The organism is Streptomyces sp. NBRC 110035, from assembly GCF_000829695.1.
Lineage (GTDB): Bacteria > Actinomycetota > Actinomycetes > Streptomycetales > Streptomycetaceae > Streptomyces.
Window position 1 is genome coordinate 243,289 of record NZ_BBNN01000015.1, and the last position, 25,611, is coordinate 268,899.

The following is a 25,611-nucleotide window of genomic DNA, read 5'->3' on the forward strand; positions in this document are numbered from 1 at the left end:
GCGGTGGTGCATCCGGGGCTTTCGGTTTTCCGTGGGGAGGGGGAGGGGGAGGGCGGGGCGGGCTGTGCCTTGTTGTCAGGGGTGGTGGCCTGTCGTGCGGGCTGCCGAGGCGATCGTCGCGCGGGCCTCGCGTTCGGTCAGGCCGGTGTTGAGGGCCGCCTCGACCAGGGGGGCCACCAGGGCGGGGCCGATGCCGTCCTCGTAGGCGCGGCAGGCCGCCCAGAACAGGCGGGTGTTGCGCTGGCCCTGGTGTGCGGCGAGGACGAACTGGACGAGTCCCTGCCCGTGACCGCCGGCTGCCGGGGGCGTGGGGTGGTGGGCGCGGGGCGGAGGCAGCAGGAGTCGCAGGAGGGCGGGTGGGCACGCGGCGGGGGCGAGGTGGGCGGTTCCCGGGGCGGCGGTGTACGTGCCGTGGTCCGTACGGGAACCCGGGCCGGCCAGGTAGCCGCCGGCGCCCCGGATGTCGATGCCGGGGGCGAGCCGGCTCGCGGAGTTGGGGACGACGACGTCCGGCGGGCCGCTGAGCCACAGGTGGCGGCCGCCACTGGGGGTCAGGACGACCACGGTGGCGGGGATCGTGAACAGGTGGCGCAGGGCCGGCTCGCGCAGGGCGGCGGAGGAGTCGGCGCTGCTCCTCGTGTCCAGGTCGACGCCGATCAGGTGGTGCGGCGGAAGGCCACAGGCGATGCCATAGCCGGTGGCCCTGGGGGCGGCGGCGAACAGTGCGCGGATGCGGGCGGGGTCGGTGGAGGCGTCGTGGACACCGTGTCCGAAGCGGCCGCACTCGCCGCGACAGCGGGTGGTGGGGCCGGGGCGGGGGCCGGGTTCGTCGTGGTGCGGAGAACGCAGTGCGGGGAGTTTCGTCCGGGACAGCGGGATGACGGCCAGTCCGCGCTCGGCGGCGGACAGGGCGTGTGCGAGGGCCGGCGTCGTGGCCTGCCGGTCGGTGGTGGCCATGCTTCTATTTTCGTACGCACGTTCGAATAAAAGAAGGGGGAGGTGGAGCGACACGCCAGGGTTCGCGCGGTTGGCGGGAAAAGCGCCGGAACGCTTCACCTCTTGTCGGGCTTGGAGTGGAGGTGCCCTTGTCGGGCGGAGGAGGCGGATTGGGGGGCGAGTAGGGGTTTATCGACTTGTCCTCACGCTTGCGTGCGAATGATGGCTTCAGGGGTGGTTCACGGGGGTCCGGTGGGCAATCCTGATCTTGCGACGTCGAGTACAGCCCGGGGCGGTCGGCCAACTTCCCTGGTGGCAGCCGTACATCGGGCACACGCGGTCATGGGCCGGTGCGTCCTTGGTTCTGGAGGAAACACAACATGGCAAGCATCCGTACCGCCCGCGTCGTCGCCGCCGTCTCCGCCCTTCCGCTGGCGGCAGCCCTCTTCACCGGTGTCGCGGCGGCGGACAACGGCGCTCTCGCGGAGGACGGCTCGAGTGCCACGGCCGCGAGTGCCACGGCGGGCGTGGTCGGCAGCGGCGTCGGCGGGGACAACTTCGGCACCTCGGCCACCTCGCAGCAGCAGGCCGTCGGTTCCGGTGCCTCGAACCAGAGCAACACCGCCCAGGTCAACGGATCCGCGTTCACGGCCGTCAACCAGGGCAACGACAACGTGGCGATCGGCTTCACCCCGCTGTGGTGGTGAGGTGAGGGGGCAGTGGCCCTCTTGCGGCTGTGCGGAGTGTGCTTCGTGGGGTGCGGGGCGTGTGTGCGCCGGTACTTCGTCGTCGCCGCGCACACGTCTCGTGGGGGCGGGTTCGCAGAGGGGCGCAGGGGGAGGCGATGCGGGACGGCGAAGGGGGCGCGTGAGCGGGGCCGACGGGGAGGGGGTTGGGGGCCGCCGGGGGCTTGGGGCGTCGGATGCGTTCGAGGCGCGGTGAAGTCGTACGAGAGGCGGCTCTCGTGGGGGAGGGTGCGGGCGTGCCGGCCTCGGCGCTCAGGGCGCGGGGGGCGCCCGGGGCGCCGGGGAACACCCTTGGGGAACGGGGGGAGGCCCCGGGGTGCCGGTGTGCTTTCCCCAGGGGTGAACCCGCAGGGGCTCTCCACCGCTCGTCCACCTTCAGGAGGTGCAGCGGGCGCTCCCCCTACAACCTGAGGGGGACGCGGCTTCGGGACCTGCGGCCGATCCGCCGGACGCACCCCGCTCATAGCGTTGAGCCATGACCACACCCGTCTGCACCAGCGCCTCGGACGCCGCTGCTCCAGTGACGCAGACCCTCCCGTACCCGTCGTTCTCGTCGTACATGAGGGCCCGCCAGCCGGCGCTCCTGCGTACCGCCCGGTCCCTGACCGGGAATCCGAGCGACGCGGAGGACCTGCTGCAGACCGCGCTCGCCAAGACGTACGTCGCCTGGGAGCGCATCGAGGACCACCGTGCGCTCGACGGCTATGTGCGCCGGGCGCTGCTGAACACCCGGACGTCGCAGTGGCGCAAGCGGAAGGTGGACGAGTTCGCCTGTGAGGAACTCCCCGAGCCGGACCCGGTGTCCGCGGCCGACGACCCGGCCGAGCGGCAGGCGCTGCGTGACGCGATGTGGCGGGCGATCATGCGGCTGCCCGCGCGGCAGCGCGCCATGGTCGTCCTGCGGTACTACGAGGACCTCAGTGAGGTTCAGACGGCCGAGGTGCTCGGCGTATCGGTGGGAACGGTGAAGTCGGCCGTGTCCAGGGCGCTCGGCAAGCTGCGGGACGACGCCGAGCTGGGGCTTGTTCGGTCCTGAACCGACATGTCGTTTCGCGGCATGTGATCGATCATCCGCTCCTCTAGTGACATACCACGCGGTATGTGCGCAGAATCAGCACATCCGTTACCGCCGCGTAGGCAATGTCGCCCGGGAGGACGCCGTGCTGAGCACCATGCAGGACGTACCGCTGCTGATCTCGAGGATCCTGACCCATGGGGCGGCGATCCACGGCACGTCACAGGTGACCACCTGGACCGGCGGGAGCGAGCCGCACCGCCGTTCCTACGCGGAGATCGGCACCCGAGCGGCGCAGCTGGCCCATGCCCTGCGCGACGATCTCGGAGTGACCGGCGACGAACGGGTCGCGACCCTCATGTGGAACAACGCCGAGCATGTCGAGGCGTACTTCGCGATCCCCTCCATGGGCGCGGTGCTCCACACCCTGAACCTCCGTCTTCCGGCCGAGCAGCTCGTGTGGATCGTCGACCACGCCGCCGACCGGGTGGCCCTGGTCAACGGTTCGCTGATCCCGCTGCTCGCTCCGCTGCTGCCGCACCTGAAGTCGCTCGAACACGTCGTCGTGTCCGGCCCCGGGGACCGTTCCGCGCTGGCGGACGCCGCGGCGCAGGCGCAGATGCGGGTGCACGAGTACGAGGACCTGATCGCCGGGAAGCCCACCGCCTACGACTGGCCCGAGCTGGACGAGCGTGCCGCCGCGGCCATGTGCTACACGTCGGGCACGACCGGGGACCCCAAGGGAGTGGCCTACAGCCACCGTTCGATCTACCTGCACTCGATGCAGGTCAACATGGCCGAGTCGATGGGGCTGACCGATCAGGACACCTCACTGGTGGTGGTCCCCCAGTTCCACGTCAACGCCTGGGGTCTGCCGCACGCCACCTTCATGACCGGTGTCAACATGCTGATGCCGGACCGCTTCCTGCAGCCCGCACCGCTCGCCGAGATGATCGAGGGCGAGCGTCCGACCCACGCCGCCGCCGTCCCCACCATCTGGCAGGGCCTGCTGGCCGAACTGCTGGCCAAGCCGCGGGACGTCTCCTCCCTCACCCAGGTCACCATCGGCGGCTCTGCTTGTCCGCCCTCCCTGATGGAGGCGTTCGACCGGATGGGCATGCGGGTCTGCCACGCCTGGGGCATGACGGAGACCTCCCCGCTCGGCACCATCGCCCGCCCGCCGGCCCACGCCGTGGGCACCGACGAGGAGTTCACCTACCGCCTGACCCAGGGTCGCTTCCCGGCCGGGGTCGAGGCCCGGCTCACCGGCCCCGGCGGCGAACGCCTCCCCTGGGACGGCGAGTCCGCGGGCGAGCTGGAGGTGCGCGGCCCCTGGATCGCCGGCGCCTACTACAACGGCACCGACGCCGAACCCCTGCGCCCCGCGGACAAGTTCAGCGAGGACGGCTGGCTGAAGACCGGCGACGTCGGCACGATCTCGCCCGACGGCTTCCTCACCCTCACCGACCGGGCCAAGGACGTCATCAAGTCCGGCGGCGAGTGGATCTCCTCCGTCGATCTGGAGAACGCGCTGATGTCCCACCCGGACGTCGCCGAGGCCGCCGTCGTCGCCGTCCCGGACGACAAGTGGGGCGAGCGCCCGCTGGCCACCGTCGTCCTCAAGGAGGGCTCCACCGCGGACTTCACCACGCTGCGCGAGTTCCTCGCCGGCGAGGGCAGGATCGCCAAGTGGCAGCTGCCCGAGCGCTGGACGGTGATCGAGTCGGTGCCGAAGACGAGCGTCGGCAAGTTCGACAAGAAGGTGCTGCGCAGGCGGTACGCCGAGGGCACGCTGGACATCACCCGGCTCTGACGCGCTCCGGCGCGCGCACCCCTGCGCGCGCCGGACACACCATGACGCGCCCCGCATACGTCGGCCGGTCACCGGACCGACGTGCGCGGGGCCGGTGTGCGTCGGACCGGTGTGCGCGGGGCCGGTGTGCGCGGGGCCACGCACGGCCTGCGCCCGGAGGGGAGGCGCGGCACCCCGGTCCGTACCCGGTCCGTACCCGGTCCGTACCCGGTCCGTACTCGGTCCGTACCCGGCGCGCCTCAGTTGGTGCCGATGCGGGCCAGCAGGTCGACGATCCTGTCCTGCACCTCGTCGCTCGTGGAGCGTTCCGCGAGGAACAGCACCGTCTCGCCGGAGGCCAGCCGTGGCAGGTCCCCCTGGTCGACGGCGGCGGTGTAGACGACGAGCGGGGTGCGGGTGAGCTGCCCGTTCGCCCGCAGCCAGTCGACGATCCCGGCCTGCTGACGGCGTACCTGCATCAGGTCCATCACCACCAGGTTCGGCCGGAACTGCCCCGCCAGCGCCACCGCGTCCGCGTCACCCGCGGCCCGCGCGACCTGCATGCCGCGCCGTTCCAGCGTCCCGGTCAGCGCGAGCGCGATCTCCGCGTGCTCCTCGACCAGCAGCACCCGCGGCGGATGCTGCTCGCTGTCCCGCGGCGCGAGGGCCTTCAGCAGTACCGCGGGATCGGCGCCGTAGGCGGCATCGCGCGAGGCCTGCCCCAGCCCGGCCGTGACGAGCACCGGTACGTCGGCGGCCACCGCCGCCGTCCGCAGCGACTGGAGCGCCGTACGGGTGATCGGCCCGGTCAGCGGATCCACGAACAGCGCGGCGGGGAACGCCGCGATCTGGGCGTCGACCTCCTCGCGCGAGTGCACGATCACCGGCCGGTAGCCGCGGTCGCTCAGCGCCTGCTGCGTGGCGACGTCCGGCGCGGGCCACACCAGCAGCCGGCGCGGGTTGTCCAAGGGCTCGGGCGGCAGTTCGTCGTCCATCGGCTGCGGACGAGGGGGGTCCGCCACCTCGACGGCCCCGCCCGGACCGTCCAGCGGCTCGGGTCCCTCGGCCGCGTCCGCGTCCGGCGCTCCTATGGCGTACGAGCGTCCCGTGCCCTCGGTCGTGGGCGTGAGCCGTGACTGGCCCGGCTGCCCCGGCTGCCCCGGCTGCCCTGGTTGACCGGCGATCGAGTGCTGGGGCTGTGACGGGGGCTGCGGCTGGGCCTGGGCCTGGGGCTGTGACGAGGGCTGCGGCTGAGGCTGTGGGGGCGCTGCCTGGGCCTGCCGCTGGGTGGGGGCGGAGCCGGTCGCCGCGTGCGGGTGCGCGCTCTGCTCCTGGCTCGTGGCCGGGTCGGGGCGCGTACCGAGCTTGCGGCGGCGGCCCGAGCCGCCCGGCTGATGCGGGGGAGGCGTGGCCGACGGCAGCGGCTGCTGGACCTGGGCGGCCTGCCGGGTGAACGGCACGCCCTGCCCCAGCGTGCGCACGCTGAACGCACGCCCCTGGGTCGAGTTCGGGTCCACCGGCACCGACGGTGGACCCGTTTCGACGGGGAGCGGCTGGGCGACCCGCTGCGCGGGCGCCGCGTTCTCGGGAGGCAGCGGGGCGGCCGGTGCGGGCACAGGCGTCGGCATGCCGTTCGGCGGTACGGGAGTTCCGGCACCGGAGGTGTCACCGGGGGCGGGCCACGGAGGCTGCGCGGACGGGGTGCCCTGGGGCGGAGTTCCCTGACCGGGCGCGGCCTCGGCGGGCAGCGGCTGGGCCACGGCGGCGGGCTGCTCCGCGGCCGGGACGACGGGCTGCGCCTGGTCCTGTGCCGGGGGCTGCCCCTGGGGGGCGGGCGGTGGCGCTGCCGGCTGGGGCAGCGGCTGTCCGGCGGAGGCCGCCTGCGGCTGGTCGTGGGATGCCGGTGCCGGCATCTGTCCCGGGACGGCGGCCGTGTGCCCCTGCCCCGTGATGCCCTGCGGCGGAACCGCCGACGGAACGGCCGACGGAACCGCCGACGGAACCGCCGACGGAACGGCCGACGGAACCGCCGACGGAACGGCCGCTCCCTGTGGGGCGGTCCCCTGCACCGGTGCGACCGGTACGGGAGCCGGCTGGGCGGCACCTCCGGCCGGAGCCCCCGGAGCCTGGACCGGAGCCCCCGGGGCCTGGACCTGAGCGGCCTGCGCCGGTGAAGGTGCCGCGTCCTGCTCGGCCGGCTGGGCGGCGGCCCGTCGTCGGCGGCCGGTCGGGGCACTGGTGGGGTGCGGCTGCGGAGGAGTGTGATCGTCGGGCTGGTCGTGCGGGACGGCGTCATGGCGCCCCCCGTCGATCAGCGCGTCCCCGGAAGCAGCCGGTCCGGGCACCGCCACGGGAGCCGGCCCCTGCGCGGGGCCCTGCTCCGGGCTCCGCCCGACCGCGCCGACAGCCCCGGCCTGTTCCTGGTCCCCCTGGTCCGCCTCGGCGGGCGGCAGGGCGAACACCGTACGGGGCGCGGCCTCCTGCGCCGCCGCCCGCTCGGTCGCCGCCGCAAGCGCACGCCGGCGTCGCCCGGCCCCCTGGGGCTGCTGCCCCTCCCCCTGGTCGGGCTCCTGCCCTTGCCCCTGGGAGGCACCGGCGGTCCCGTCCCCGCTGCCCACCGCGGGCAACGCGGGCGGCAGGGCGTGCTGCTCACCGGAGGCCTGCCGGGCACGCTGCCCCCCGGCGGGGACGGGTACGCCCTGCGGCGGTACGGTCCCGCCCAGCCCGGTGTTCGACGCGGCGGACCCCGCCGCGTACTCGGCGGCCATGACAACGGCGCCCTCGGACACTCCGGCCCCGGAGCCGATCGCGCCGACAGCCCCACCCGCACCCGCACCTGCCCCCGGGACGACAGCGGCTGCAGCGGCCTCCGTGCCCTCGGCCGGCCGGCCGCGCCGCCGTCCGGTCCCGCCGGACGGCTGAGCCGGAGCCTGTACGGGCTCCGCGGCTTCCGCGGCCGCCCGGCGCCTGCGCCGGCCGGTGGGTGCCGTGGCGTCCGGGCCGGCGTCGGCTCCCGGCACCTCGCTGTCCAGGAACGCGTCCACCGAGGACCGTCGGGCCCTCCGCCGTCCGCCACCGGAACCCTGCTGACCGCCCGCCACAGCGGCGGCCTCCCCGGCCGGAGCCGCACCTGGCACGGCTCCCGGCACCGGTGCCACGCCCGGCTCCTCGGCCGCCGGCACTCCGGCGGGCAGCGCGAGCTGGGCAGGCGGCTGGCCTGCGGCGACGACACCCGCACCGGCCCCGATGGGCACCTCGAGGACGAACGCGCTGCCGCTCATCCCCGGTACCTCGTGCGTCTGCAGCACCCCGCCGTGCGCCCGTACGATCCCGCGCACGACCGGCTCGTGCACCGGGTCGCCGCCGCTGTACGGCCCGCGCACCTCGATGCGTACGACCTCGCCGCGCTGTGCCGCCGCGACCACGACCGTGTTGTCCAGGTAACCGCCCGCCGACACGGGAGTGTTGCCGGTGGCGTCGACACCCGCGACATCCGCGACGAGGTGGGCGAGGGCAGTGGCGAGCAGCCGCGCGTCGACCTCGGCCTCGATGGGCGGCGCGTGCACGGCGAACTGCACCCGGCCGGGCCCGATGAGTTCCACGGCCCCGTCGACACCGGCGGCGACGACGGCGTCGAGCATCGCCTTCGTACGGGTGATCTTCTCCGTCCCGGAGTCGAGCCGCTGGAAGCCGAGGACGTTGTCGATGAGGGTGTTGATCCGGGAGTACCCGGCCGACAGGTGGTGGAGCACCTGGTTGGCCTCGGGCCACAGCTGTCCGGCGTCGTCGGCGGCCAGCGCGGCCAGGTCGCGGCGGAGTTCCTCCAGCGGGCTCCTGAGGGACTGCCCGAGCAGTGTCAGCAGCTGCTCGTGCCGGCCGGTGAGGGCCTCGAAGCGGTCCTTCTCCCGCTCGCCGAGCGCGGCGTACCGCTCCTCGTTCGCGGCGAGTTCCTCGGTGTGCGCCTCCTGCAGTTCCTCCAGCTCGCGGACGTGGTTCTGGCGCAGGGCGGTGAGCTCCGAGGCGTGCTCGTCGGCGAGCCGCTCCAGTTCCTCGGCGTGCTGCCGCTCGGCCGCTTCCTTCTCCTTGAGGAGCGTGTCGTACGGACGCCGGTCGGTGAAGGTCATGACGGCGCCGACGAGCTGGTCGCCGTCGCGTACCGGCGCGGTCGTCAGGTCGACCGACACCTTGTCGCCGCTCTTGGAGTACAGCACCTGCCCGCGCACCCGGTGCTTGCGTCCGGAGCGCAGGGTGTCGGCGAGCGGGGACTCGCCGTACGGGAACGGGGAGCCGTCGGCGCGCGAGTGGAGGACGAGGGTGTGCAGCTCACGTCCGCCGAGGTCGCTGGCGCGGTAGCCCAGTATCTGGGCGGCGGCCGGGTTGACGAGGACGATCCGCCCGTCGGTGTCCGTCCCGACGACGCCCTCGGCGGCGGCCCGCAGGATCATCTCGGTCTGCCGTTGCGAACGTGCCAGCTCGGCCTCGGTGTCCACGGTGCCGGACAGATCGCGTACGACGAGCATCAGCAGTTCGTCGCCGGTGTAGCCGTAATTGTCGTAGGCCTGTTGGCCGGTCTCCAGATTCGCACTGGTGACCTCGACCGGGAACTCGGTTCCGTCGGTCCGCCGGGCGACCATCCGCGTCGGCTTGGTACGGGCCCGCGGGTCGATGTGGTCGGGCCGGCGCATGGAGCCGGGGATGAGCTTGGAGTCGAACTCGGGCAGCAGGTCGAGCAGCCCGCGCCCCACCAGCGCCGTGCCCGGGGTCTCGAAGGCCTCGAGGGCGATGCTGTTGGCGTTGACGACCGTCCCGTTGGCGTTGACCAGCACCAAGGCGTCCGGAAGCGCGTCCAGTATGGCTGCGAGGCGAGCAGTGCCTCGGGATGGCCTGCTGCTCACGAGACGCTTCCTTCCTGTTCCGCTGCGTGCCGACCGGCCGGGCCATCTTGCCAACCGGCCCTCAACGTGTCACGCGAGGGAGTCTAAGGGCTGGGGTTGCGCTCGCGACGCCGGATGAGACCGAGGTCGCACGTAACGTGACGGTGATGTAACGCCTCCGCCGCCCGTCACCGGCCACGGCCCGGCCCGCCGCGCCCCGAACCGTTGCGGGACCTCCACGTGGTCCGGCCTGCCCGGTGACGGCGACGACGCGCCCGCCACGCGCCCGCCGGAAGAGCTTTGCTCTGCGGCCGTCGCGCCTAGTACCGTAGGGGGCGATTGGTGACACCACGCAGGACTGTGTCATCATCGGCACGCACCACTGAACCGCGCTCGCGCGAGGGATGTCGTGCACGGAGGCGTCGCCTAGTCCGGTCTATGGCGCCGCACTGCTAATGCGGTTTGGGCCTTAAAGCCCATCGAGGGTTCAAATCCCTCCGCCTCCGCACCGATTGTGAAGCCCCGGCCCATCCGGCCGGGGCTTCGTCGTGTGTCCGTCCCGAACTGCTGTCTTCGCAGGTCGCAAGGGGTGAGCCAAACGGATTTCACATGGCGGCGGCGGTCATGTAATGTTCTTCCTGTCGCCGCGAGCGAGCCCGCAGAGGGCCGGGAGCGGCGAGAAAACTGAAAAACACGCACTCGTAGCTTAACGGATAGAGCATCTGACTACGGATCAGAAGGTTGCAGGTTCGAATCCTGCCGAGTGCACACGGACAAGAGCCCCGCCGGTTGAACCGGCGGGGCTCTTGCGTGCGGGGAACGGGACCGGACGGATCAGGTTTTGTGCTCGTGGTCGGTTCTGCGGCGGAGGAGCGTGGTCTGGAGTTGGCGGCTCAGGGCGGTGGCCGCCGCGGTGAGGAAGACGAAGGTGTAGAAGATCTGGAGGATGGCGACCAGGCGGGCCGCCTGGCCGTGGGGGGTGATGTCTCCGTAGCCGATGGTGGCGAGGGTGACCAGCGTGAAGTAGAGGGCGTCCAGACGGGTGTCGAGGCCGATGAGTTCGCCGGGGTGCTGGGCCAGGGCCTGGTAGGTCGTCGCGAAGACCAGGATGGACAGGCACATCAGCAGGGGGATGACCAGTCCGGGCCGGGCGTGCGGGTGGCCGAGCAGGACGTGGCCGATCTGCTGGAGCAGCAGGGCGGCGATGACCCCCAGGGACAGGCCGAAGAGGGTCCAGCTCAGGCCGGGCTGGCGGGGACCCAGATGGTCGAGGGGGAGCAGGAAGTAGGCGGTGACCAGACCGGCCGCGCCGGCCGTCTGGGCGAGCCGGCGCCACAGTCTGCTCGCTGCCGTGGGGGGTTTCTTCTCGCTGTTTTCCATGGGGTGGGGAGGATGCCCGGAGGGGTGTTCCTAGGTCGGGGGCGTCGTCTCGCGGCGTGGTGAGCACAGGGCCCAGATGATGAAGCCGTCGATGACGATGAGGACGATCGACCAGACCGGCGCGTAGGGCAGCCACACGAAGTTGGCGATCATGCTCATGCCGGCCAGCGCGATGCCCGTGACGCGGGCCCAGACCGCCCCGCTGAACAGGGCGAGCCCGGCGGCCAGGACGAGGGCGCCGAGGATCAGGTGCACCCAGCCCCAGCCGGTCAGGCTGAACGCGTAGGTGAAGTTGCTGGTGGTGACGAAGACGTCGTCCTCGGCGATGGCCGCGATGCCCTGGAAGATCGCCATGATCCCGCCGAAGGTCATCAGTACCGCCGCGGCCGCTGTCCAGCTCGTCGCCCAGGCACTGCGCGGCTCCCAGCCGGCCCGGTGGTGCGTTCCGCCGACATTGCTAGCCATGTGCTCGCCCTTCCGGCTGTCCCCGAGCGGGTCCCGAGTGGGCGCCGAGGTGCACGGCGCCTCCTCCAGGTTTGCACCACGGGGGGTGCTCGGCACCTCGGCACCTCGGTGCGGACGGGCTGGGAGTGGAAGCGGGGCGTTGTCGGTGCCAGCCTCTACTCTCGTCGGAGATGGCACGGGTATGGAGGTGCTCGGGGCTGCGCTGGTCGGCGGACGGTCCCGTGCTGGTGTGGGAGGGCGGGCGGCGCACCGCGCTGCCCTGGGGGAAACGGGTGGCCTTCGCGGTCGGGGAGAGGAGCGTACGGACCTGTGTCGGGGCGCGGGGGCACACGTGTCCGCTCGGCGCGGTGGTGTCGGCGCGGAGTACGGGGGCGCGCTGCGAGGAGTGCGCGCGGCTGGACCGGGCGCACTCCGTGGCCGCCGACACCGTTGCGGACGATCCGCGGCCGTACCGGGTGTACCTGGCGTGGTTCGGGCCGGGGACGGTCAAGGTCGGGATCACCGGGGTGGCCCGGGGCCCGGCGCGTTTGCTGGAGCAGGGCGCGGTCTGCTTCAGCTGGCTGGGGACCGGGCCGCTGATGGCGGCCCGGCGTACCGAGGCGCTGCTGAGCGCCGCGCTCCGGGTGCCCGACCGGATTCCGTACGCCGACAAGCGTGCGGTGCGGGCGGTGCTTTTGGACACGGAGGGGGAGCGCGCGGCCGAGCTTGCGGAGTTGCATGACCGGGCGGGCGCTCTGCCCGGGTGGCCCGAGTCGCTGGCCCGGGAGCCTTTCCGGCCCGTCGATCATGTGCGGGTGTTCGGGCTGGCGGGGGCGTCGGCCGTGTCGGGGGAGGTGAGCGAGCTGGTCGCCGGGGGTGCGGTGAGCGGGGAGCTGGTGGCCGCGGCGGGACCGGATCTGCATCTGCGTGTCGTGCCGGCGGGCGGGGAGCGGGCCGACGTCGTGGTGCTCGACACGCGGTTGCTGGGCGGGTGGGGGCTCGTGCCGGGTGGGGGGCGGGCGTTCGATCTTCCGGTGAGGCATCCGAAGGGAACGAAGGGAACGAAGGGCGTCGGAGGGGCGAGGGGGGACGGCGAAGGGGCGGGGGTGCAGGACGGGTTGTTCTGATGCGGACCGGTGCCTGCGGCCGGGCTCGGGCCGGCGTGGCTGCGGGCGGTGTGCCACGACAGCGCGGCCCGCCTCTTTGGACTGCGGGAGAACGACAACGGAAGCGGGAGAGGGCGCGGGCGCGCCGGTCTCGGAGGCAGTGCCGGCCTCGCCGCCGGCACCGGCTGAAACGCGTGCTCCCCCGCCGTGCACCGGGCGTGCTCCCCCGCCGTGCACCGGGCGTGCTCCCCCGCCGTGCACCGGGATTCTCAGGGAAAACACAGATTTACGAAAGGGCGCTCTCAGAGGTTCCCGCGAGGGTGTGGAGCATGACCACGACCTCGCCCCAGGGGCGCACCGAACTGCTGAGGCCGGACGGGAGCCCCGTCCGCGTGCTGGTGGTGGACGACGAGCAGTCGATCACCGAACTGCTGTCCATGGCCCTGCGTTACGAGGGCTGGCAGATCCGCAGCGAGGGGGACGGCCAGGGCGCCGTCCGGGCCGCGCGCGAGTTCCGGCCCGATGCCGTCGTCCTGGACATGATGCTGCCGGACATGGACGGGCTGTCCGTGCTCGGGCGGCTGCGCCGTGAGCACCAGGACGTGCCCGTCCTGTTCCTCACCGCCAAGGACGCGGTCGAGGACCGTATCGCGGGCCTGACCGCCGGCGGCGACGATTACGTGACCAAGCCGTTCAGCCTGGAGGAGGTCGTCGCGCGGCTGCGCGGGCTGATCCGGCGTTCCGGCGCAGCCGACCGCCGGTCCGAGTCCCTGCTGGTCGTCGGCGACCTCACGCTGGACGAGGACAGCCACGACGTGACCCGGGGCGGGGTGGGCATCTACCTCACCGCCACCGAGTTCGAACTGTTGCGCTACCTGATGCGCAATCCGCGGCGCGTGCTCAGCAAGGCGCAGATCCTCGACCGGGTGTGGTCCTACGACTTCGGCGGGCAGGCGAACGTCGTCGAGCTGTACATCTCGTATCTGCGCCGGAAGATCGACGCCGGCCGGGAGCCGATGATCCACACCCGGCGCGGTGCCGGATACCTGATCAAGCCCGCGGTGTCGTGAGCGGACGGCGACGGCCGCGTCCACGACGGAGAGCGGGGACACCGCGCACACTCCGGACCCGGCTCGTCGTCGCGTCCGTGGTGCTGATCGCCGTGGTGTGCACGGTCATCGGCACGGTGACGACGCTGGCCCTGCGCTCGCACCTGTACGAGCAGCTGGACGGGCAGTTGCACGAGGTGGCGATGCGTGCCGTCGGCGGGCCCGACGACGGCGGGCCGCGGCCCCAGCACCTGGACGACCAGGACCCGCTCGAATTCGTCGTGATCGGCCCGCAGGGCATCGGCACCATCGGTGCGACCGTCGGGGACGGCCGGGTGACCGACGGGATCGTCAGCACCTCCAAGGAGGAGAACGGGGTCACGACGCCCGAGGCCGAGCCGCTCACCGACGCCCAGCTCACCGCCCTCGCCGCCGTCCCCCGTGACGAGAAGCCGCACACCGCGGAGATTCCCGGGCTGGGCGAGTACCGCGTGGAGTACCTGAACGGCCGGAAAGGCGCGTTCTACGTCGCGCTGCCGACCGAGAACACCGACGACACCATCAGCACCCTCATCCTGGTCGAGGTGAGTGTCACCGGCGCCGGGCTGGTGGCGGCGGGAACAGCGGGGTTCGTCCTCGTCGGCGTCGCGACCGGTCCGCTGCGCAGGGTCGCCGCCACCGCCACCCGGGTCTCCGAACTGCCGCTGCACCGCGGCGAGGTGACCCTCGAGGAGCGGGTCCCGGAGGCCGAGTGCGATCCGCACACCGAGGTCGGCCGGGTCGGCGCCGCCCTGAACCGGATGCTCGACCACGTCCACGGCGCGCTGCACGCCCGGCAGGCGAGCGAGACGCGGGTACGGCAGTTCGTCGCGGACGCCAGCCATGAGCTGCGTACGCCCTTGGCCTCCATCCGGGGGTACGCGGAACTCACCCGGCGGGGACGGGAGGAGGTCGGTCCCGACACCCGGCACGCGCTGCGGCGGATCGAGTCCGAGGCGGGCCGGATGACCCTGCTCGTCGAGGACCTGCTGCTGCTCGCCCGCCTGGACGCCGGGCGGCCCCTGCAGTTCGAGGAGACCGACCTCGTGCCGCTCGTCGTGGACACCGTCAGCGACGCCCGCGCGGCCGGCCCGGATCACCACTGGCGGCTGGAGCTGCCCGACGAACCCGCCACCGCGCACGCCGACGCGGCCCGCCTCCATCAGGTGCTCGTCAACCTGCTCGGCAACGCGCGCACCCACACGCCGCCGGGCACCACCGTGACCGCGAGGGTGCGGCCCCACGGCCCCTGGCTGTACGTGGAGGTGGAGGACGACGGGCCCGGCATCCCGTCGGCGCTGCTCCCGCACGTCTTCGAACGGTTCGCGCGCGGAGACGTGGCGCGCGCCCGCTCGGGCGGCTCGGCCTCCGTGGCCCCCCCGGCCGGTGGTTCGACCGGTCTGGGGCTGGCCATCGTGCAGGCCGTCGCGACCGCGCACGGCGGTGCGGTGACCGTCCGGAGCGTGCCGGGGCGGACGGTGTTCACGCTCCGGCTGCCCGCCCTCGTGCCGCTCTCCCCGCTCGCACCGCAGCCGGCGTCCGCGTCCTCTGCGCCCCCGTACCCCTCTGCGCCCCCGTACCCCTCTGCGCCCCCGTACCCCTCTGCGTCCCCGCATCCCTGCGTGCCTGCGTCCCCGGCTCCGTACTCACAGGTGCAGCACAGCCTCAACACACCCTCAGAACAGGGGACTTGAGAAGAGTCGGTGTCATGCGAACCGACTCTTCCTCCGGCAGCGGGCCGGCGTGGGAGCATCTTCCGGCCCGGGAGCACCTCCCGGTCGAGGGAGCAGCCACGCCGGTCCTGGACGTAGTGATCCCCGTCTACAACGAGGAGAAGGACCTCCAGCCGTGCGTCCGCAGACTGCACGAGCACCTCACCCGCACCTTCCCCTACGCGTTCCGCATCACGATCGCGGACAACGCCTCCACGGACACCACCGCACAGGTGGCGGCGGGGCTGGCGGGGCGGATCGCGGAGGTGAGGTCCCTCCGGCTGGAGCAGAAGGGGCGGGGCCGGGCCCTGCGGACCGTCTGGTCGGCCTCGGACGCACCCGTCCTCGCCTACATGGACGTGGACCTCTCCACCGACCTGAACGCCCTGCTGCCGCTGGTCGCCCCGCTGATCTCCGGCCACTCGGACCTCGCCATCGGCTCCCGGCTGAGCCGGAGTTCGCGGGTCGTGCGGGGTGCCAAGCGGGAGTTCATCAGCCGTTCGTACAACCTGATCCTGCGGGGTTCGCTCCAGGCCCGCTTCTCCGACGCGCAGTGCGGGTTCAAGGCGATCCGCAGGGACGTCGCCCAGGCGCTGCTCCCGCTGGTGGAGGACAGCGGCTGGTTCTTCGACACCGAACTGCTGGTGCTCGCCGAGCACGCGGGGCTGCGGATCCACGAGGTGCCGGTCGACTGGGTCGACGACCCCGACTCGACCGTGCACATCGTCCGGACGGCGACCGACGACCTCAAGGGCGTGTGGCGGGTCGGCAGGGCGCTGGCCACCGGTTCACTGCCACTGGACCGGCTGGCCAGGCCCTTCGGCGACGACCCGCGCGACCGCGAGCTGACGGGTGTACCGCGGGGGCTGGCACGGCAGTTGGTCGGCTTCTGCGCCGTCGGCGTGCTGTCCACCCTGTTCTACCTGCTGCTCTACAGCGGCTTCCGGAGCTTCACCGGTTCCCAGACCGCCAACGGGCTCGCCCTGCTGGTCTCGGCGGTCGCCAACACGGCCGCCAACCGCCGGCTGACCTTCGGGGTACGGGGGAGCGGCGGCGTGGTGCGGCACCAGGCGCAGGGGCTGGTCGTCTTCGGTATCGGCCTCGTGCTGACCGCCGGCTCGCTCGCCGCGCTCAACGCCGCGGCCGGCGATCCCGCCCACTCCACCGAACTGGCGGTCCTCATCGCGGCCAACCTCGCCGCGACGGTGCTGCGGTTCCTGCTGTTCCGGGCATGGGTGTTCCCGGACCGCGCCCCTCGTGCCTCCCGTCACCACGGCGACGTCGCGCCACAGGCCCAGGCCCCCGGCGCACCTGGCACCTTCGACGCCTTCGACACCGACCGCTCCTGGCGGGACGCGACCGTGCGGTTCCAGCCGGTGCGCCCGCCCGCCACGCCCCACGCCACCCACGCCTCCCACCCCGCCCGTGCTTCTCACGCCTCCCACCCGTCCGGCCCGGCCGACACCGACCCGAGGAACCCTCGATGACCACCCCGTCCGATCAGACGAGTCCCGGCACACGTCCCGGAGCGGACCCCGCCACCTGGGGACCACCCCGGTCGGCCCCCCGCCCCGCTCCTGCCCCCGCGGCGGGTGAACCGCGGCAGCCGTCCGCCCGGAGACTGTGGCGCGGCAGGCCCGAGGACCCCCGCTGGGCGCGCCCGGCCCTCCTCGCCCTGCTGCTGGTGACCGGGCTGCTGTACCTGTACAACCTGAACGCGTCCGGATACGCCAACTCCTTCTACTCGGCGGCCGTGCAGGCGGGCAGCGAGTCGTGGAAGGCGTTCTTCTTCGGCTCGCTGGACGCGGCGAACGCCATCACCGTGGACAAGCCCCCTGCCTCGCTGTGGCCGATGGAGCTCTCGGTGCGGATCTTCGGCCTGAACTCCTGGGCGATCCTCGTGCCCGAGGTGCTGATGGGCGTCGGCACGGTCGCCGTCGTGTACGCGTCCGTACGCCGCCGTTTCGGCCCGGCCGCCGGTCTGATCGCGGGCACCGTACTGGCGCTGACGCCGGTCGCCGCGCTGATGTTCCGGTTCAACAACCCCGACGCCATGCTGGCGCTGCTGATGTCCCTCGCCTGCTACCTCGTCGTCCGGGCCCTGGAGGACGGCCGTACGAAGTGGCTGGTGTGGGCCGGTGCCGTGATCGGCTTCGCCTTCCTGGCGAAGACGCTGCAGGCCTTCCTCATCCTCCCGGCCCTCGCGCTCGTCCACGGCGCCTGCGCCCCGGTGGAGCCGAGGAAGCGGCTGGTGCAACTGGCGTGGGCGACCCTCGCGCTGCTCGTCTCCGGCGGCTGGTGGGTGGCGGTCGTCGAACTGTGGCCCGCGTCCTCTCGCCCGTACGTCGGCGGCTCGCAGAACAACAGCTTCCTGGAGCTGACCTTCGGCTACAACGGCCTCGGACGGCTCAACGGCGAGGAGACGGGCAGTGTCGGCGGTGGTGGCGCCGGTGGGCCCGGCGGTGGTGCCGGGGGCGGGCAGTGGGGTGAGACCGGCTGGGACCGGATGTTCAACTCCTCGATCGGCGGCCAGATCTCCTGGCTGCTGCCCGCCGCGCTGATCCTGCTGGTCGCGGGGCTGGTTCTCACCCGCAGGGCCGGGCGGACCGACCCGGCGCGCGGCTCGTTCCTGGTCTGGGGCGGCTCGCTGCTGATGACGACGGCCGTCTTCAGCTACATGGCCGGCATTTTCCACGAGTACTACACGGTGGCCCTCGCGCCGTACGTCGCGGCACTGGTCGGCATGGGCTCGGTCGCCCTGTGGGAGAGGCGCCGTTCGGTTCCTGCGTCCCTCGCCCTCGCGGCCGCCGCGACGGCCACCGCCGCCTGGGGGTACGTCCTGCTCAACCGCACGCCCGACTACCTGCCCTGGCTGAAGTGGCTGGTCCTGGTCGGCGGGCTGGCCGCGGCACTCGGACTGGTCTTCGTGGGCCGGCTCGGCCGCGGCCCGGCGCTCGCGGTGGCCGGGTCGGCGCTGGTGGTGGCGCTGGCCGGTCCGACGGCGTACACGCTGAGCACAGTGCAGGAAGGGCACACAGGTTCCATCGTCACGGCGGGTCCGGCGGGCGCGAGCGTAGGCGGCAGGGGTGGCCCGGGCGGGGGTGACGGTCCTGGCGGAGGCGGCGGTTTCCCCGGCGGGGGAGGTCAGGGCCGGCGGAACCAGCAGGGCCAGACCCCGCCCGGGGGCGGCACCGACGGCACCGGCGGCTTCCCCGGCGGCGGACCGATGGGCCAGGACGGCCAAGGGGGCCGGAACCAGCAGGGCGGTACCGGCGGCAGCGCCGAGAACGGCATGCCGGGCGGCGGTGGCGGCACGGGCGGACTGCTCGGCGGTGCGAGTGTCGACTCCGAGGCCAGGGAACTGCTGGAGACCGACGCCGAGGACTACACCTGGGTCGCCGCCGCGATCGGCGCCCAGAACGCCGCGAGCCACCAACTCGCGACCGGCGACCCCGTGATGGCGATCGGCGGCTTCAACGGCACCGACCCGTCGCCGACCCTTGCCCAGTTCCAGCAGTACGTGGCGGAAGGCAAGATCCACTACTTCGTCGCCGGCGGTGGCATGGGCGGAGGTATGGGCGGAGGCACGGGCGAGGGCGACGGCTCCGGTGACTCCAGCACCTCTTCGCAGATCACGTCCTGGGTGGAGGAGAACTTCAAGGAGGTGACGGCAGGCTCGGCCACCTTCTACGACCTCACCCGGAAGGCCGACGGCTGACGCCGCTCAGCGGGCGCCGGCAAGCAGGCGAAGGGCGGTGGCACCGGGAACCACCGCCCTTTCGCTATTCCCCTTGGACCAGCCGTGCCGGAAAGCCGCCCGTCGCCACCGGGCCCCACCGCTCCGGGGTGATCCGGATGATCGACTTGCCCTGCTTGACCATGGCCGCCCGGTACTCGTCCCAGTCGGGGTGCTCACCGGCGATGTTCCGGTAGTACTCCACGAGCGGCTCCACCGACTCGGGCGTGTCGACGACCTCGGCGGCGCCGTCGATCTGTACCCAGGGCCCGTTCCAGTCGTCACTGATGACGATCAGGCTCACCCGGCTGTCCCTCTGGGCATTGCGGGTCTTGGCGCGCTCCGGATAGGTGGAGAGCACGATCCGGCCGGAGTCGTCGACCCCGCAGGTCAGCGGCGATCCCTGAGGGCTTCCGTCGGCCCGCCGGGTCAGCAGGATCGCGCGGTGCCGGGGCCGTACGAAGTCCAGCAGCTCGTCGAGGGAGACGCGGGTGTTCGTCGCGATGTTCGGTGCCATGGCGCCAGCCTAGGGCCGACGGGGTCCCCTCACCCGCGGCGAGGAGGAACGGCCCGCGGCGGGGCGCGCCTCCGCCGAGAGCGCGCCGGCCGCCGCGGGCCGGGGGCGTAAGGACCGTCCGGTCCCGGGTCACTTGCCGGAGCCGGAGCCGGGCCGGCTCGGGACGTTCGTGGCGTCGGCGCCGGTGCCGGCGCCGGTCCCGGTGGCGGCCGACCCGCCGGTGGCCCCGCCCGTCGTCCCGGCAGCCACCGGGACCGGCGTGGCGGAGCGCGACTCGGCGGCCTGGGCCAGCGCGCCCGAGGTCCGCAGCGGGACCTCCTTGATGAACAGCGTCACCAGGAAGGAGAGGAAGGCGATCGGGGCGACGTACAGGAAGATGTCGGCGATGCCGTGCCCGTAGGCGCTCTCCAGCCAGGTGCGGATGCCGTCGGGCAGCAGGTCCATGTCCGGCAGTTCACCGGAGCCTGCCGACCGGGCGGCGGCGGCCTGTTCCTGCGGGCTCAGCGCGCCGATGGTCTCCTGGGCGTAGTGGCTGATCCGGGTCGACATGACCGAGCCGAGCACCGAGACGCCCACCGCGCCGCCGAGCGACCGGAAGAAGGTGACGACGGAGCTGGCGGCTCCGAGGTCGCTCGGTTCCACCTGGTTCTGCGTGCACAGCACCAGGTTCTGCATCATCATGCCGACGCCGAGGCCCATGATCGCCATGAAGACGCCGATGTGCCAGTACGGGGTGTCGTGGCGTATGGAGCTCAGCAGCCCCAGAGCGGCGGTCAGCAGCGCACCGCCGACGACGAGCCATGCCTTCCACCTTCCGGTCCGGGTGATGATCAGGCCGGAGACGGTCGAGGAGACGAACAGACCGCCGATCATCGGGATGGTCAGGACACCCGACATCGTCGGGGACTCGTTCCGGGCCAGCTGGAAGAACTGGCTGAAGTAGATGGTTCCGGCGAACATCGCGATACCGACGAACAGCGAGGCGGCCGAGGCCAGCGTGATGGTGCGGTTGCGGAACAGCCGCAGCGGGATGATCGGCTCGGCGGCCCTCGTCTCGACGAACAGGAAGACCAGGGTGAGCAGCAGCGCGCCGCCGACCATCGTGTACGTCTGCCAGGACACCCAGGCGAACTTGTCGTCGGCGAAGGTGACCCAGATGAGCAGCAGGCTGACGGCCGCGGTGATGAAGAAGGCGCCGGGCCAGTCGACCTTCGCCCTGCGCCTGGTCTCCGGCAGCTTCAGGGTCTTCTGCAGCACGACGAGGGCGATCAGCGCGAACGGCACACCGACGTACAGGCACCAGCGCCAGCCGAGCCACGAGGTGTCGGTGATCACGCCGCCGATCAGCGGGCCGCCCACGGTCGCGACGGCGAAGGTCGAGCCCAGGTAGCCGGAGTAGCGGCCGCGCTCCCGGGGGGAGATCATCGCGGCCATGATGATCTGGGCCAGCGCGGTCAGACCACCGGCGCCGAGACCCTGGACGACCCGGGCCGTGATCAGCATGCCGGGGTTCTGTGCCGTGCCGGCGATCACGGAGCCCACGACGAAGACGACCAGGGCCGTCTGGACCAGCGTCTTCTTGCTGATCAGGTCGGCCAGCTTGCCCCACAGGGGGGTGGACGCCGTCATCGACAGCAGCGCCGCCGTCACGACCCAGGTGTAGGCGCTCTGGCCGCCGCCGAGGTCGGTGATGATCTCGGGCAGGGCGTTGGAGACGATGGTGGAGGACAGGATCGCTGCGAACATGCCGAGCAGCAGGCCCGACAGCGCCTCCAGGATCTGCCGGTGGGACATCGGAGCGCCGCTTTCGGAGGAGTCCCCTCCGTGTCCGGCCTGAGCCCGCACACCGGTCGGTGTGGTCGTTGCCATGGACTTCCTTCTCTTGCTCGTTTACGGGTGTACGGGTGGTGCAGTGGTCCCGGTGTCCTGCAGGGCGTGAGGCGCTGGTGGTGCGGGGCTCGGCGGGGGTGCCGCGCGGGGCGTGGGCCGGCAGTCGCTGAAGCTGTCCCGGAGCCGGGACATGAGCTGGGCGAGCAGGCCGATCTCGTCGTCGGACCAGTCGTCCAGGCGCTCGGCGAGCAGCCGGGTGGTCTGTCGGAACAACGCGTCGAGCTGGACCTCGCCCGCGGGGGTCAGGCGCAGGATGCGGGAGCGCTTGTCGGCCGGGTCGGGGGAGCGCTCGATCCAGCCGCGCTCGGCCACATGGGTGACATGGCGGCTGGTGACCGACAGATCGACGGCGAGCAGTTCGGCGAGCCTGCTCATACGCATGTCGCCGTGGCGGCCGATGGCCGTCAGCACGGCGGCGGAGCCGCTGTGGAAGTCGGCCGACATGCTCCGGCGCAACTCCCGCTTCACCGCGCCGAAGGCACTGAGCTGCCGTACCAGCTCCTCGTACTGCGCCTGCTCGGCCATGACACCTTCCCATCGTTGCTTAGGGCAACGGTAGAAGTGGATGGTTGCTGAAGGCAAATAAAAACGAGGCTCAAGCACTCAAAACTTGGCAAAGACAAGCATCGCGAATCGTAAACGTGCAGGTGGGGCGGATCGTCGGCCCTTCCGCGCCGCCGGCTTGGCGCTCCGGCCGGGCGCTCCGACCGCCCTCGCGATCACCCCGTGCGGGCGTCCCGTGTGATCGCCCCGTGCCGTCGACCCGAGCCATCCACCCGTGCCATCGCCCCGTGCGGGTGTTTGAAGGAGCCCCAGCTTGGGGCCTGCGCGCGCGGTTCGCTAGTGTCTAGGGCCATGGCTAACTCCCAGGCCCCGCAGGGCAACCACGACCCCGCCGGCAGCACCCAGATGTTCCGCGCGTTCGTCGACGACGCCCCTCAGGGGCAGCAGGCCGCCGCGACGAGCGGTGGCGGTCCGCGTATCGGTCTGATCGTCGGCGTCGTCGTCGCCGTGGCGATCGTCGCGGCCGTGGCCTGGCTGGCGCTGCGCTGACCCGGCGGCAGGACGCGCGGAGGCCGCCGTTGCGCCTGTGAGGGGCGCCCCGGCGGCCACGGGTCCGCGTCCGGTCCGGTGACCGGCCACCGGTGGCCGGTGGAGCCGTGGACCGACGCCCGAGGGCGGGAGTCGGTGGCTGCCGGCGGTCGGTGTGTCCCGGTCCGACCGGTGTGTCTCAGTCCGCGATGAGCCCCTCGCGCAGCTGGGCCAGGGTCCGGGTGAGCAGCCGGGAGACGTGCATCTGGGAGATGCCGACCTCCTCGCCGATCTGTGACTGCGTCATGTTGGCGAAGAAGCGCAGCATGATGATCCGCCGTTCCCGGGGCGGCAGCTTGGCCAGCAGGGGCTTGAGCGACTCCCGGTACTCCACGCCCTCCAGTGCCGTGTCCTCGTAGCCGAGGCGGTCCGCGAGCGAACCCTCGCCGCCGTCGTCCTCGGGCGCCGGTGAGTCCAGCGAGGACGCCGTGTACGCGTTGCCGACCGCGAGTCCGTCGACGACGTCCTCCTCGGACACGCCCAGCACCGCGGCGAGTTCGGCGACCGTCGGGGAGCGGTCGAGCTTCTGGGAGAGCTCGTCGCCGGCCTTCGTCAGCGCCAGGCGCAGTTCCTGCAGCCGGCGGGGCACCCGCACCGACCACGACGTGTCGCGGAAGAAGCGCTTGATCTCACCGACCACCGTCGGCATCGCGAACGTCGGGAACTCCACGCCCCGTTCGCAGTCGAAGCGGTCGATCGCCTTGATCAGCCCGATGGTGCCGACCTGGACGATGTCCTCCATCGGCTCGTTGCGCGAGCGGAAACGGGCCGCCGCGTACCGCACCAGTGGGAGGTTGAGCTCGATCAGGGTGTCCCGGACGTAGCCGCGCTCCGGACTGTTCTCGTCGAGTGCGGCGAGCCGCAGGAACAGGGAGCGGGACAGGGTGCGGGTGTCGATCGCCGCCGTGTCCGGAAGGGTTGCCTCCGGAAGGTCCGGAGCCGGCGCGGCCGCGAGGGCCGGAGCATCGTCGATGGGGCCGAGTACGTCGAGAGCATTGGGAGCTGTCTCGCTCTCCGCGAGCGTGAGCACCTTCGAGCTGCCCTGGTCTGCGGACATGCCACCCCCTTTGGGTCGCGGGACGGTCGCGGCGGCGTTCCCGTCCGAGGAACGCAGCCTTCACCTGAATACCGGAGCCGGGGCTTCGGCAAACGCGCTTCCGGCAGAATGTCACATGTCGGCAACGCGCTGTAGTGACATGTCGACATCGATCCTGCGAATCAGCCCTGGAAACAAGGGGTCTGGCGGTGTTTCAGGCCAGAAGCGCGCGTAAGGGTACTGGTGAGCGATTCGCTCTCGGGGGTTACGCGTCGATCCTGTTTGCGGACCGCAGTCGCTGGAAGCTGCGCGCGAGCAGCCGGGACACGTGCATCTGGGAGACGCCCAGTTCGGCGCTGATCTGCGACTGGGTGAGGTTGCTGTAGTACCGCAGCAGCAGGATCCGCTGTTCCCGCTCGGGGAGTTGGACGAGCAGGTGCCGGACGAGGTCGCGGTGCTCGACGCCGTCCAGTGCCGGGTCCTCGTAGCCGAGCCGGTCGAGGATCCCGGGGAGCCCGTCGCCCTCCTGCGCGGCCTCCAGGGAGGTGGCGTGGTACGACCGCCCGGCCTCGATGCAGGAGAGCACCTCCTCCTCGGTGATGCGCAGCCGTTCGGCGATCTCGGCGGTCGTCGGGGAGCGGCCGAAGGCGGTCGTGAGGTCCTCGGTCGCGCTGTTGACCTGTACCCACAGCTCGTGCAGCCGGCGTGGTACGTGGACGGTGCGGACGTTGTCGCGGAAGTACCGCTTGATCTCGCCGACCACCGTCGGCATCGCGAACGTCGGGAACTGCACGCCCCGCTCCGGGTCGAAGCGGTCGATGGCGTTGATGAGCCCGATGGTGCCGACCTGGACCACGTCCTCCATCGGCTCGTTGCGCGAGCGGAAGCGGGCGGCCGCGTAGCGCACGAGGGGCAGGTTGGCCTCGATGAGCGCGGCGCGTACGCGGGTGTGCTCCGGCGTGCCCGGCTGGAGGTTCTTGAGCTGGCCGAAGAGCACCTGGGTCAGCGCCCGGGTGTCCGCCCCGCGCCGCTTGGCGGGTGACGGAGCGGTGGCGGGCGGTGGAGTGCCGGGAGGAGTGGCGAGGGGGGCCGGAGGGGCGGCGGGCGTGTCCGGGGTGTCCGGGGACTGAGCCGGAGCCGGAGTCAGGGCGGACACCTGGTCCTGGGGCGGCGCAGTACTGGCCGACACGGTCAACGCCACCTCTTCATCGGTCGACTCATCCGTCAAAAGCAGTCATAGCATCACAAGACATGCTCACTGTGTGCAAGCACCGCATATTCCGTGTTGGGGGCGAGGGGTGCCGAGAACGCGGGAAAGCCCCCCGTCGTCGCGACAGGGGGCTGCGGGGGCGAAGGCTCAGAACTCGTAGTCGGCGATCACCCACGTGGCGAACTCGCGCCACAGGCCGACGCCCGCCCGGTGCTCCGGGTGCTCCACGTACCGGCGCAGCGCGTCGGCGTCGTCGAACGCCGAGTTGATGGCGAAGTCGTAGGCGATGGGCCGGTCGCTGATGTTCCAGGCGCACTCCCAGAAGCGGATCTCCGGGATCCTGCCCTCGAGGGAGCGGAACGCCTCCACGCCCGCGACGACGCGCGGGTCGTCGCGCTCCACGCCCTCGTTCAGCCTGAACAGGACCAGGTGGCGGATCATCGGTCTCCTCCGCCGGCGAGCCATGTCATGAAGTCCCCGACGGCGGTCGCGGCGTCGGATATGCTCTCGAACACTATCTTGACGTAGTCCGCCGCCTTCACCGGATCCGTGATGATCACGTACAGCGCGAAGACCACGAGGACGTAGACGGCGACCTTCTTCGCGTTCACCGCCATCGCGGCCCTCCCCTGTCACTGTTGCGCACCGGTGTCACGGTGGTGCACCGGCGTCACCCCTGCGTGCCGAGCGGGCCCATGATCGCACGAAGGGCCCCGTCTGACGACGAGGCCCTTCACCGGCGGTGGCGGAGGGACGTGAAGTCACTTACGTGACTCGCCGCACCTGCGGTTCTTCCTGAGAGTGGAACGTGTCGCCGTGTTTCTGTCCCGCTGGATCCTGCTCGACCGTCCTCCGACGGTTTCCGCGCGGCACGTGCCTCACGGCGCACAGAGCGACTCCGGCGACCGGACGGGAGCCGCACTCGATGGGCGGAGGACGGGGTGGAGCGCAGAGGAAGCGCTGGACCGGCTGACCGGGCGGCTTCGACGCCGTCGTCACCGTGCTGCGCCGAGTACCGGGCCGTGTCCCGTGGTGTG

The 25,611-nt window shown here is 72.2% G+C and carries 19 protein-coding genes, 2 tRNA genes and 1 pseudogene; 11 read left to right on the plus strand and 11 right to left on the minus strand.

What is annotated here, in order from left to right; translation table 11 throughout:
- Positions 1–75: 75 nt before the first annotated feature.
- The gene (locus TU30_RS01195; RefSeq protein WP_042163335.1) at positions 76–957 is read right to left on the minus strand and encodes a bifunctional DNA primase/polymerase; all 882 of its coding nucleotides are present in this window, start codon (positions 955–957) and stop codon (positions 76–78) included.
- Between the two features lie 359 nt (positions 958–1,316).
- On the opposite strand from TU30_RS01195, the gene TU30_RS01200 reads away from it, so the two are divergent.
- From TU30_RS01200 to TU30_RS01210, 3 genes are all read left to right on the plus strand, one after another.
- Positions 1,317–1,643 carry a hypothetical protein gene (locus TU30_RS01200; RefSeq protein WP_042163337.1) on the plus strand — a complete coding sequence of 109 codons (327 nt, stop codon included), beginning with the start codon at positions 1,317–1,319 and terminating at the stop codon, positions 1,641–1,643.
- Between the two features lie 514 nt (positions 1,644–2,157).
- Positions 2,158–2,718 carry a SigE family RNA polymerase sigma factor gene (locus TU30_RS01205; protein ID WP_042163339.1) on the plus strand — a complete coding sequence of 187 codons (561 nt, stop codon included), beginning with the start codon at positions 2,158–2,160 and terminating at the stop codon, positions 2,716–2,718.
- A gap of 136 nt (positions 2,719–2,854) precedes the next feature.
- Positions 2,855–4,510 carry a long-chain fatty acid--CoA ligase gene (locus TU30_RS01210; protein ID WP_042163864.1) on the plus strand — a complete coding sequence of 552 codons (1,656 nt, stop codon included), beginning with the start codon at positions 2,855–2,857 and terminating at the stop codon, positions 4,508–4,510.
- A gap of 239 nt (positions 4,511–4,749) precedes the next feature.
- On the opposite strand, the gene TU30_RS01215 is transcribed toward TU30_RS01210, so the two are convergent.
- Complete coding sequence (locus tag TU30_RS01215) at positions 4,750–9,384, minus strand: PAS domain-containing protein (protein ID WP_078878025.1); 4,635 nt, start codon at positions 9,382–9,384, stop codon at positions 4,750–4,752.
- A 394-nt stretch (positions 9,385–9,778) separates the two neighbouring features.
- Between TU30_RS01215 and TU30_RS01220 the strand changes: the two genes are divergently transcribed.
- Together TU30_RS01220 and TU30_RS01225 are read left to right on the plus strand one after the other, a co-directional pair.
- Positions 9,779–9,869: transfer RNA gene (locus TU30_RS01220), tRNA-Ser, on the plus strand.
- A gap of 189 nt (positions 9,870–10,058) precedes the next feature.
- Positions 10,059–10,131 (plus strand) — tRNA-Arg (locus TU30_RS01225).
- A gap of 66 nt (positions 10,132–10,197) precedes the next feature.
- Here the strand turns inward: TU30_RS01225 and TU30_RS01230 are convergent.
- Both TU30_RS01230 and TU30_RS01235 read right to left on the minus strand, forming a co-directional pair.
- Positions 10,198–10,743, minus strand: a complete 546-nt coding sequence (locus TU30_RS01230; protein WP_042163344.1) for a potassium channel family protein — start codon at positions 10,741–10,743, stop codon at positions 10,198–10,200.
- Positions 10,744–10,773: 30 nt separating this feature from the next.
- The gene (locus TU30_RS01235; protein ID WP_042163346.1) at positions 10,774–11,208 is read right to left on the minus strand and encodes a hypothetical protein; all 435 of its coding nucleotides are present in this window, start codon (positions 11,206–11,208) and stop codon (positions 10,774–10,776) included.
- A 170-nt stretch (positions 11,209–11,378) separates the two neighbouring features.
- Between TU30_RS01235 and TU30_RS01240 the strand changes: the two genes are divergently transcribed.
- From TU30_RS01240 to TU30_RS01260, 5 genes are all read left to right on the plus strand, one after another.
- Positions 11,379–12,314, plus strand: a complete 936-nt coding sequence (locus TU30_RS01240) for a DUF2797 domain-containing protein (protein WP_078878026.1) — start codon at positions 11,379–11,381, stop codon at positions 12,312–12,314.
- 308 nt (positions 12,315–12,622) lie between these two features.
- Positions 12,623–13,363: a response regulator transcription factor gene (locus TU30_RS01245; RefSeq protein ID WP_042163348.1), complete on the plus strand. Its 741-nt coding sequence runs from the start codon at positions 12,623–12,625 to the stop codon at positions 13,361–13,363.
- The gene (locus tag TU30_RS01250; RefSeq protein WP_042163350.1) at positions 13,360–15,075 is read left to right on the plus strand and encodes a HAMP domain-containing sensor histidine kinase; all 1,716 of its coding nucleotides are present in this window, start codon (positions 13,360–13,362) and stop codon (positions 15,073–15,075) included. The genes TU30_RS01245 and TU30_RS01250 overlap by 4 nt, the downstream gene beginning before the upstream one ends.
- A gap of 14 nt (positions 15,076–15,089) precedes the next feature.
- On the plus strand, positions 15,090–16,580 hold the full coding sequence (locus tag TU30_RS01255) for a bifunctional glycosyltransferase family 2/GtrA family protein (protein ID WP_078878027.1): 1,491 nt from the start codon (positions 15,090–15,092) through the stop codon (positions 16,578–16,580).
- Positions 16,577–18,811 (plus strand): glycosyltransferase family 39 protein, encoded by a 2,235-nt coding sequence (locus TU30_RS01260; protein ID WP_042163352.1) that lies wholly within the window; start codon positions 16,577–16,579, stop codon positions 18,809–18,811. Before TU30_RS01255 ends, TU30_RS01260 begins: the two co-directional genes overlap by 4 nt.
- Before the next feature lie 64 nt (positions 18,812–18,875).
- On the opposite strand, the gene TU30_RS01265 is transcribed toward TU30_RS01260, so the two are convergent.
- The 3 genes and pseudogenes from TU30_RS01265 to TU30_RS01275 all read right to left on the minus strand — a co-directional run bounded on the left by TU30_RS01265 (position 18,876) and on the right by TU30_RS01275 (position 21,761).
- Positions 18,876–19,346: a PPOX class F420-dependent oxidoreductase gene (locus TU30_RS01265; RefSeq protein ID WP_042163354.1), complete on the minus strand. Its 471-nt coding sequence runs from the start codon at positions 19,344–19,346 to the stop codon at positions 18,876–18,878.
- Positions 19,347–19,502: 156 nt separating this feature from the next.
- A pseudogene (locus TU30_RS01270) lies at positions 19,503–21,215 on the minus strand (MDR family MFS transporter); the annotation flags it as partial.
- Between the two features lie 21 nt (positions 21,216–21,236).
- Entirely contained in the window at positions 21,237–21,761 is a 525-nt protein-coding gene (locus tag TU30_RS01275) for a MarR family winged helix-turn-helix transcriptional regulator (RefSeq protein WP_042163356.1), read from the minus strand.
- A gap of 330 nt (positions 21,762–22,091) precedes the next feature.
- Here TU30_RS01275 and TU30_RS01280 point away from each other — a divergent pair, with 330 nt between their 5' ends.
- Positions 22,092–22,289: a hypothetical protein gene (locus TU30_RS01280; protein ID WP_042163358.1), complete on the plus strand. Its 198-nt coding sequence runs from the start codon at positions 22,092–22,094 to the stop codon at positions 22,287–22,289.
- 178 nt (positions 22,290–22,467) lie between these two features.
- Here TU30_RS01280 and TU30_RS01285 read toward each other — a convergent pair whose 3' ends face one another.
- The 4 genes from TU30_RS01285 to TU30_RS01300 all read right to left on the minus strand — a co-directional run bounded on the left by TU30_RS01285 (position 22,468) and on the right by TU30_RS01300 (position 25,191).
- Positions 22,468–23,385: an RNA polymerase sigma factor SigF gene (locus tag TU30_RS01285; RefSeq protein ID WP_042163360.1), complete on the minus strand. Its 918-nt coding sequence runs from the start codon at positions 23,383–23,385 to the stop codon at positions 22,468–22,470.
- A 244-nt stretch (positions 23,386–23,629) separates the two neighbouring features.
- Positions 23,630–24,559 (minus strand): RNA polymerase sigma factor SigF, encoded by a 930-nt coding sequence (locus TU30_RS01290; RefSeq protein WP_063837610.1) that lies wholly within the window; start codon positions 24,557–24,559, stop codon positions 23,630–23,632.
- Between the two features lie 162 nt (positions 24,560–24,721).
- A complete protein-coding gene (locus tag TU30_RS01295; protein WP_042163363.1) occupies positions 24,722–25,015 on the minus strand; it encodes a Dabb family protein in 294 nt (97 codons plus the stop codon).
- Entirely contained in the window at positions 25,012–25,191 is a 180-nt protein-coding gene (locus TU30_RS01300) for a hypothetical protein (RefSeq protein WP_042163365.1), read from the minus strand. The genes TU30_RS01295 and TU30_RS01300 overlap by 4 nt, the downstream gene beginning before the upstream one ends.
- Between the last annotated feature and the right edge of the window lie 420 nt (positions 25,192–25,611).

Bases quoted from the DNA above. Each gene is read 5' to 3' on its own strand.
- TU30_RS01195 (WP_042163335.1), bottom strand. From the start codon at position 957: ATGGCCACCACCGACCGGCAGGCCACGACGCCGGCCCTCGCACACGCC.
- TU30_RS01200 (WP_042163337.1), top strand. From the start codon at position 1,317: ATGGCAAGCATCCGTACCGCCCGCGTCGTCGCCGCCGTCTCCGCCCTT.
- TU30_RS01205 (WP_042163339.1), top strand. From the start codon at position 2,158: ATGACCACACCCGTCTGCACCAGCGCCTCGGACGCCGCTGCTCCAGTG.
- TU30_RS01210 (WP_042163864.1), top strand. From the start codon at position 2,855: ATGCAGGACGTACCGCTGCTGATCTCGAGGATCCTGACCCATGGGGCG.
- TU30_RS01230 (WP_042163344.1), bottom strand. From the start codon at position 10,743: ATGGAAAACAGCGAGAAGAAACCCCCCACGGCAGCGAGCAGACTGTGG.
- TU30_RS01235 (WP_042163346.1), bottom strand. From the start codon at position 11,208: ATGGCTAGCAATGTCGGCGGAACGCACCACCGGGCCGGCTGGGAGCCG.
- TU30_RS01240 (WP_078878026.1), top strand. From the start codon at position 11,379: ATGGCACGGGTATGGAGGTGCTCGGGGCTGCGCTGGTCGGCGGACGGT.
- TU30_RS01245 (WP_042163348.1), top strand. From the start codon at position 12,623: ATGACCACGACCTCGCCCCAGGGGCGCACCGAACTGCTGAGGCCGGAC.
- TU30_RS01255 (WP_078878027.1), top strand. From the start codon at position 15,090: ATGCGAACCGACTCTTCCTCCGGCAGCGGGCCGGCGTGGGAGCATCTT.
- TU30_RS01260 (WP_042163352.1), top strand. From the start codon at position 16,577: ATGACCACCCCGTCCGATCAGACGAGTCCCGGCACACGTCCCGGAGCG.
- TU30_RS01265 (WP_042163354.1), bottom strand. From the start codon at position 19,346: ATGGCACCGAACATCGCGACGAACACCCGCGTCTCCCTCGACGAGCTG.
- TU30_RS01275 (WP_042163356.1), bottom strand. From the start codon at position 21,761: ATGGCCGAGCAGGCGCAGTACGAGGAGCTGGTACGGCAGCTCAGTGCC.
- TU30_RS01280 (WP_042163358.1), top strand. From the start codon at position 22,092: ATGGCTAACTCCCAGGCCCCGCAGGGCAACCACGACCCCGCCGGCAGC.
- TU30_RS01285 (WP_042163360.1), bottom strand. From the start codon at position 23,385: ATGTCCGCAGACCAGGGCAGCTCGAAGGTGCTCACGCTCGCGGAGAGC.
- TU30_RS01295 (WP_042163363.1), bottom strand. From the start codon at position 25,015: ATGATCCGCCACCTGGTCCTGTTCAGGCTGAACGAGGGCGTGGAGCGC.
- TU30_RS01300 (WP_042163365.1), bottom strand. From the start codon at position 25,191: ATGGCGGTGAACGCGAAGAAGGTCGCCGTCTACGTCCTCGTGGTCTTC.